This window comes from Stappia sp. TSB10GB4, assembly GCF_900185745.1.
In the GTDB taxonomy this organism is placed as follows: Bacteria; Pseudomonadota; Alphaproteobacteria; order Rhizobiales; family Stappiaceae; genus Stappia.
In genome coordinates this window covers 136,928-143,636 of the sequence record NZ_FYAV01000051.1, presented here as the reverse complement: position 1 = coordinate 143,636, position 6,709 = coordinate 136,928, and the positions used below count along the sequence as shown (strand labels likewise).

7 protein-coding genes are annotated in these 6,709 nt (G+C 66.8%); 1 reads left to right on the top strand and 6 read right to left on the bottom strand.

Features of this window, described 5'->3' with window-relative positions; all coding sequences use genetic code 11:
• From TSB10GB4_RS13425 to TSB10GB4_RS13405, 5 genes are all read right to left on the bottom strand, one after another.
• Nucleotides 1-995, bottom strand: a 995-nt coding sequence (locus TSB10GB4_RS13425) for a thioesterase II family protein (RefSeq protein ID WP_186396164.1), incomplete at its 3' end; no start/stop codon positions are given.
• Nucleotides 992-2,284, bottom strand: coding sequence for a cytochrome P450 (locus TSB10GB4_RS13420; protein WP_186396163.1), 1,293 nt, complete (start codon nucleotides 2,282-2,284; stop codon nucleotides 992-994). The genes TSB10GB4_RS13420 and TSB10GB4_RS13425, both read right to left, overlap by 4 nt.
• A gap of 124 nt (nucleotides 2,285-2,408) precedes the next feature.
• Nucleotides 2,409-3,296, bottom strand: a complete 888-nt coding sequence (locus tag TSB10GB4_RS13415; RefSeq protein ID WP_186396162.1) for a cyclopropane-fatty-acyl-phospholipid synthase family protein — start codon at nucleotides 3,294-3,296, stop codon at nucleotides 2,409-2,411.
• 10 nt (nucleotides 3,297-3,306) lie between these two features.
• Nucleotides 3,307-3,594: an acyl carrier protein gene (locus tag TSB10GB4_RS13410; RefSeq protein ID WP_186387461.1), complete on the bottom strand. Its 288-nt coding sequence runs from the start codon at nucleotides 3,592-3,594 to the stop codon at nucleotides 3,307-3,309.
• 32 nt (nucleotides 3,595-3,626) lie between these two features.
• Nucleotides 3,627-4,604, bottom strand: coding sequence for an acyl-CoA desaturase (locus TSB10GB4_RS13405; RefSeq protein ID WP_244293042.1), 978 nt, complete (start codon nucleotides 4,602-4,604; stop codon nucleotides 3,627-3,629).
• A gap of 350 nt (nucleotides 4,605-4,954) precedes the next feature.
• Between TSB10GB4_RS13405 and TSB10GB4_RS13400 the strand changes: the two genes are divergently transcribed.
• On the top strand, nucleotides 4,955-5,578 hold the full coding sequence (locus TSB10GB4_RS13400; RefSeq protein WP_186396161.1) for a LysE family translocator: 624 nt from the start codon (nucleotides 4,955-4,957) through the stop codon (nucleotides 5,576-5,578).
• A gap of 108 nt (nucleotides 5,579-5,686) precedes the next feature.
• Here the strand turns inward: TSB10GB4_RS13400 and hypE are convergent, their stop codons facing one another.
• A complete protein-coding gene (hypE, locus tag TSB10GB4_RS13395) occupies nucleotides 5,687-6,709 on the bottom strand; it encodes a hydrogenase expression/formation protein HypE (protein WP_186396160.1) in 1,023 nt (340 codons plus the stop codon).

The following is a 6,709-nucleotide window of genomic DNA, read 5'->3' as shown; positions in this document are numbered from 1 at the left end:
CGTGAGAGCTGACCGGCCGTCGAGGCCGTGATCCCGTTAGGCACCGCCCCACGCGCAACCCATCTTGGGCCATGGCGGTTCACCATGCCGCCGAAACAGGCCGGACATACGAACCGCTGTCGATCCGGGCACTCCTCGACTAATCGCTTGCCCTCAGGGGGCCGTCCACATACGGCTCTTGTCGAGCATGGTCTTACCTCCGGAACGGTGATGGGACGGGCGGGCATGCCGGTGGGGTCGAACTCGGCCCAGCGGGCCAGGGTCCTGACAAGGAGTGCCTCGAGGCGGCGCGTCCCGTCGGCATCGAAGAAATGCGCCCCGGGCAACTCGCCGCAGGTGAAATTGCCGGTGGTGTGGGCCGACCATTCGAGGAGTTCGCGCAGCGACATGATCGGGTCGTCGACGCCCTTCACCGCCAGCATCGGACAATCGAGCGGTGGCTGGCCGGCATAGCGGTAGATGTCGGAGAGCCGCAGGTCGGCGCGGATCACCGGCAGCACCTGGCGCAGCCAGTCCTCCTTGCCGCGCATATGCGCCGGCACGCCGCCGAGGCGATGCAGCGCGGCCACCAACTCGTCGTCGGGCAGGCTGAAGAGCTCGCCATGGCTCAGCTCGCAATGGGGCGCGCGGCGGCTGGCGACGACGAGGCCGGCCGGCATGTCCTCGCCGATCAGCCGCAGGAAGCGGGTCAGCTCGAAGGCGATCAGCGCACCCAAGCTGTGACCGTAGAAGACGAAAGGCCGCCGCGATCCGGCGCGCGATCGCAGGAAATTGCGGACAAGACCGGGAACGAGCGCGCCGGCCCATTTCGGCAGGACGTCGCAGGTCTCCGCCGTGCGGCCTGGGAGTTGCACCCGGTGCAGGGCGACCTCGGCGGGAAACTTCGACTGCCAGGCGGCGAAGGAGTGGCGGCTGCCACCGGCATGGTGGAAGACGTAAAGGTCGACAGCGGCACGTGCTCGGTCGCTGGCAAAGATCTCCGCCTGCGCGCTCACGCCGTCCCCCGTTGGCTGGAGAAGCGGATGTCGAGGCGCTCAGGGCCACGCAGGATCAGGCTGTTGGCCTGCCAGCGGCGCTCGGGATCGACCCGCTCAAGGTCGCCATAGCCGGCCATCAGCAGCTTGAGGAAGGCGGCGCCCTGGACGCGGGCGAGCAGACCGCCGAGGCAGGAATGCATGCCGAAGCCGAAGCCGATATGGGCCGTGCCCTTGCGGTCGAGACGCAACGCGTCCGCATCCTCGAACACCTCGCCGTCGCGATTGGCCGAGCCGAGGCAGAGCAGGATCTGCTCGCCGGCGGCAATGTCGATGCCGCCGACGGTGCAGTCCTCCACCGCAAGGCGCTTGGTGAACTGCAGCGGCGTCTCGTAGCGCGTCACCTCCTCGATCGCCGCCCGGATCGCGGCCTCGTCCTCGCCCAGGGCTTCGAACTGCTCGCGATGGTCGAGAATGGCATCGACGAGGTTGCCGATGAGGCACTGGGTGGTCTCGGTACCGGCGACGAAGGACATCACGCAGGCGAAGGCGATCTCCTCCTCGGTGAGGCCGGCGCCGTCGACCTGCGCCTCGCACAGGCGGGCGATGATCGTGTCCTTGCCCGACTTGCGGATGCGGGCCGCGTGCTCGGCGAAATAGCCGGTCAGCTCGCGCATGCTGCTGGCCGCTTTCTGGAAGGCGGCGCGGTTCATCATGCCGGGGTCGAGCAGGTAGCGCACGGCATGGACCTTCTCGGCAATGCCGGGGCGGGCCGCCTCCTCGACCGCCATCCAGTCGCACAGCACGTCGATCGGCAGCGGCGCGGCGATATCGGCCATGATATCGCAGCCGCCGCGCGCGGCATGGGCGGCGAGCAGCCGCTCGATCCGCTCTGTCAGGACCGGCAGGAGAGCGGCGATCGCCTCGTTGGAATAGGCCTGGTTGACCAGCCGGCGCAGCCGCATGTGCTCCGGATTGTCGGTGAAGACGATGGAGGTCTGCAGGAAGCGCAGCATCTGCCCGTAGTCGTCGAACCGCAGCCGGGCGGCCTGCTTGACCACCGTGTCGGGGATCAGGCGGACACTGAACTTGCGGCTGCGCATGACGGCGAGCACATCCTCGTAGCGCGACAGGACCAAGGTGCCCTTGGTGCGCAGCACCGGCGCCTCGCGGCGCAGCCGCGCATAGACAGGATAGGGGTCGGCGCGGAACGCCGGATCGAGCGGGTTGAAGACGATGTCCTGGCCGGCCGGCGCGCGGGCAGCGGCGCTGCCTGCACGGGGATCTGCTGCTGGGGCGGTGACGGTCATGACGCTGTTCCCTGATCCTGGACACGGGCAAGACGGAGACAAGGCGGGGGCGTCCGGCGGCACGGCTGGCGCCGCCGGTGGTGATGCCGATGCGGGCCGGCGAAGGACGCCGGCCCGGCTCCCCTCACATCCTCGACAGTTCGGACACGGGCCGGTCGGTCGGGCGCAGCGAGATGCGCAGCAGGCCGATCTTGCCGGTGTAGAAACCGATGGAGGTCTGCTTGAGATAGCGCTCGTAGCGCTCGGTGACGGTCTCGCCGACCAGCTTCACCGCCTCGTCGCGCCGCCGGCGCAGGTTGCGCGCCCAGGCATCGTAGGTGCGGGCATAGTGCAGACGATGGTTGACCAGATAGGTCACCTCCATCACCCCATCCGCCGCCGCGGCGATCTCGTCCAGCCGCGGCAGGTCGGCGGCCGGGAAGATCTCCTCGTTGATGAACTGGCTGGCTTCCTCGTTGCGCATGGTGCCGTAGACGAAGGTCTGCAGCGACATGCGCCCGCCCGGCGCCAGCCACGCGGCGCAGGTGGCGAAGAAGTCGCGATAGGTCGCGATCTTCACCTCGCGGCTGTCCTCGGGCTTGGCGAAATGCTCGAAGGCGCCGACGGAGATGATGCTGTCATAGGGCCGGTCCGGCTTGTGCTGGGTCCAGCTCTCCAGCCGCACCTCGATCTGCGGGATGCCGAAGCCGCGCACGTTGTCCGCCTGGTCCTCGCTGAGCGTCAGGCCGACGATCCGCTTGAGGCCGGAATAGCTGCTGGCCTTGCGCACCAGCGCGCCCCAGCCGCAGCCGACATCGAGCAGGGATCCCGCCCTCTCCACCCGTGCCTCGCGCAGGTGATGGTCGATCTTGCGCTGCTGGGCGGCGGCGAGCGTGTCGTCCTCGCCCTCCCACAGGGCGCTGGAATAGGTGAGCGATTCATCAAGCCACAGGCGGTAGAAGTCGCGGCTGACATCGTAGTGGTACTGGACAGCGGACATCGAGCCGCCGTAGTCGGGCTGTTCGGTCTTCATCGCCTGGCCCTCATCCTGCAGTGACGTGCTGGCGTTCGGCCTCGCGGGCGACGCCGGTGGCGATGTTGTCGAGCGTTTCCGCCTCGAACAGGATCGCGAGCGGGATCTCGACGCCGAGCCAGGTCTCCAGGTCCATCGCCAGCGCCGTGGTCAGGGCGGAGTCGAGGCCGAGGGAGTCGAGCCCGTCGCTGCCCTTGATCGATGCCTGGTCCATGCCGAGCACGTTGGAGATGTAGGTCTTGAGCCAGGCAAAGACGGCGGCCTCATCGACCTTTTCCGCAATCTGCACGTGATCCATGGAAACTCCTCCTCTTTCTTCGGTGCGCGGGGTCAGGCGCTGCGGATTTCCCGGCGCTTGATCTGCTCCTTCGACGGGACCTTGATGTCCCAGGCCTGACCGAGGAGAGCGAGCAAGCAGATGACCCAGTAGCCGGGATCGATGCGGTACCAGGCGAGCCCGAAGGACGCCGAGGCGGGAAAGGCGTGGTGGTTGTGATGCCAGGACTCGCCGAAGATAAAGGGGGCGAGCCAGCCGATATTGGTGCTCTGGTCGTCGGTGGCGAAGCGGCGCCGGCCGATCAGGTGGCAGAGCGAGTTGAGCGCGAAGATGCCCTGCTCGACCACGAACATGCGCACCATGCCGCCCCACAGGAAGCCCGTCAGCGCGCCCATCCAGCTCTGGGTGACGAGCCCGCCGATGGCGGTCGGGATCAGCAGGCCGAGCACGATCCAGGTGTAGTAGTGCCGGTTCACCCAGATGATCACGCGGTCCTTGAGCAGGTCCGGCGCGTAGTGGACGACATTGGGATAGGGATGCGCCACCATCCAGGTGAAATGCGCATGGATGAAGCCCTTCAGCTTCCCCTTCAGACCGCTGCCATGCAGGTTCGGCGAGTGCAGGTCGCCTTCCTGGTCGCCCAGTTCATGGTGCCTGCGGTGCATCGCCGTCCAGGAGATCACCCCGCCCTGCCCGGCCATCGACCCGAAGATGCCGAGAGCCGCGCGAACCGGCGCCGAGGCCTTGAAGCTGCGATGGGTGAAGAGACGGTGATAGCCGATCGAGATGCCGAGTCCGCTCAGCGCCCAGAAAACGGCGAACAGCGTCAGATCCAGCACCGAGATCGGATGGAAGAACAGCAGCACGATCGCGCAGACGGTTCCGAAGATCGGCAACACGTCAAACAGGAAGAAGTGCATCCTTTGCATCTTGTGCAGATGCGGACTGTCGATGACCTTCTGGCGCGGCTGCCCGGGCAGTTGCGCCTCCAGGAACATCTCCTGAGCGATCTGTTCGCCTTTGTTCAACATGGCTCTTCCTCCAATCGCAGGCCGCGCTTCGCCGGAACGGACCGTCGGATGATCGGTAAAATCCAAGTATAGTCGTCGCCAATATCAAATAATTTGGCGGAAACACCGATATATCACTTGTTATAAATTAGCATTATCAATATTCTTAACGAAATACTTTAAAAGTATCTTGTGAGTCACTTTGAATATGAAGGGCGTTTTCAGGATATATCCAGAGCGGCAACTGCGTAATTTTGTCGGGGCCTGATGGCGTCCTGCACAATCCACGCTTGCAAAATCCGACCGCGACACTGTAATTGGGCGCTCGCGCCTTCGCTGTCTTCCGGCCGGATCCAGAGACCCCATCGATCATGACACCCAATGAAGCCAACATGATCTCGGCGTTTGCGATCTATATCGTCGGGGCCGCGAGCCCCGGCCTCGGCAACATGACCATCGCCTCGGCCGCGATCAGCCAAGGCCGCCCGTCCGGCTTCGCGGTGATGGCCGGCGTCATGGCCGCGGGCCAGACCTGGGCGCTGCTCGCCGCCATCGGCCTGTCCTCGGTGCTGGTCACCCTCCCGGCCGCGATGATGGCGGTCGGGATCGTCGGCGGGGTCTATCTGGTCTGGCTGGCCTGGAAGACGCTTCGCAACTGGACGCCGTCGCGCGGACGGGACATGGGGCGCACGAGCCTTGCCGGACACTTCCGCCGCGGCTTTCTGATCCAGATCCTCAACCCCAAGGCCATTGTCGGCTGGATCCTGATCATCGCCGTCGGCGTGCGGCAGGGATCGCCCTGGCATGCGCCGCTGGTGATCGTCCTCGGCTGCCTGGTTCTGGGGATCTGTATCTTCTCGGCCTATGTGCTGCTGTTCTCCTCGCGCATCCTGCGGCGGGAGGAGGTCGCCAACTCGGCCGGGTTCCGCTATCTGCTGACCGCCGTCTATGGACTGTCGGGCCTCTGGCTGATCGTCGACAGCATTCAGGCCTGAGCCGGCGCCCGCGCGCGATCTGCTCTGCCCGGCGCCAGGGCTTTCAGCAATCCGGTTGCTAGAGCATATTCTTGTCGATCAGGTGATTTCACCTGATCGGAAAGCGCTCTAGCAGATGCGCGGCAGTTGCTCGCCGACCAGCATGTCGACGATGCGCATCCCGCCAAAGGGCGTGGTCATGCGCACCTGCCCCGGATGCGCGGCGCTCGCCCGGCCGATGGCGACCGCGCCGCGACCTTCCGGCCGTGCGCGCATGGCCGCAAGGGCGGCGGCGGCCTCCTCCTGCGGAACGAACAGGACAAGCGTTCCCTCATTGGCGAGATAGAGCGGGTCGAGCCCGAGGATCTCGCACATGCCGCGCACTTCCTCGCGCAGCGGCAGGGCCGTCTCCTCGATGACGATACCGACGCCGGCCGCCGCCGCCATCTCGTTGAGCGCGGAGGCGAGGCCGCCACGGGTGCAGTCGCGCGCCGCGCGCGTTGCCGGCGCGGCGGCGATCACCGCCTCCATGAGATGGCCGAGGCCGGCACAGTCGGAGAGGATGTCGGTCGACAGGGCAAGGTCGCCGCGCGCCGCCAAGATCGCCGCGCCATGGTCGCCGAGGACGCCGTTGACGATGGCGACATCGCCGGGCTGCAGGAGACTTGCGGCAAGCTCCCGCCCCGGCGGGATGACCCCGACCCCGGCCGTGGTGACGAAGACCCCGTCGGCCGCGCCGCGCCCCACGACCTTGGTGTCGCCGGTGACGATGCGCACGCCGGCCTTGTCCGCCTCCTCGGCCATCGCGGCGACGATGCGGCGCAGCAAGGCCACGTCCGTTCCCTCCTCGATGACGAAGGCCGCCGAAAGCCAGAGCGGCCGCGCGCCGCCGACCGCAAGATCGTTGACCGTGCCGCAGACCGCCAGATGACCGATATTGCCGCCGGGAAATTCCAGCGGCGTGACGACGAAACTGTCCGTCGTGAAGGCGAGGCGGGCGCCCGGCTCGGCCAGGGCCGCATGGGTCAGGCGGGCCTGGTCCTCCATCCCCGGCGGGTCGAACACGCCGGTGAACACGTCCTCGATGAGGTCGCGCATGGCCCGGCCACCGCCGCCATGGGCCAGCGTCACATGCGTATCGCGAAGCGCCAT

What these genes read in the sequence shown, in the direction of transcription:
- TSB10GB4_RS13420 (WP_186396163.1), bottom strand. Translation starts at nt 2,284, where the DNA reads ATGACCGTCACCGCCCCAGCAGCAGATCCCCGTGCAGGCAGCGCCGCT.
- TSB10GB4_RS13410 (WP_186387461.1), bottom strand. Translation starts at nt 3,594, where the DNA reads ATGGATCACGTGCAGATTGCGGAAAAGGTCGATGAGGCCGCCGTCTTT.
- TSB10GB4_RS13400 (WP_186396161.1), top strand. Translation starts at nt 4,955, where the DNA reads ATGACACCCAATGAAGCCAACATGATCTCGGCGTTTGCGATCTATATC.
- TSB10GB4_RS13405 (WP_244293042.1), bottom strand. Translation starts at nt 4,604, where the DNA reads ATGTTGAACAAAGGCGAACAGATCGCTCAGGAGATGTTCCTGGAGGCG.
- hypE (WP_186396160.1), bottom strand. Translation starts at nt 6,709, where the DNA reads ATGGCGCTTCGCGATACGCATGTGACGCTGGCCCATGGCGGCGGTGGC.
- TSB10GB4_RS13415 (WP_186396162.1), bottom strand. Translation starts at nt 3,296, where the DNA reads ATGAAGACCGAACAGCCCGACTACGGCGGCTCGATGTCCGCTGTCCAG.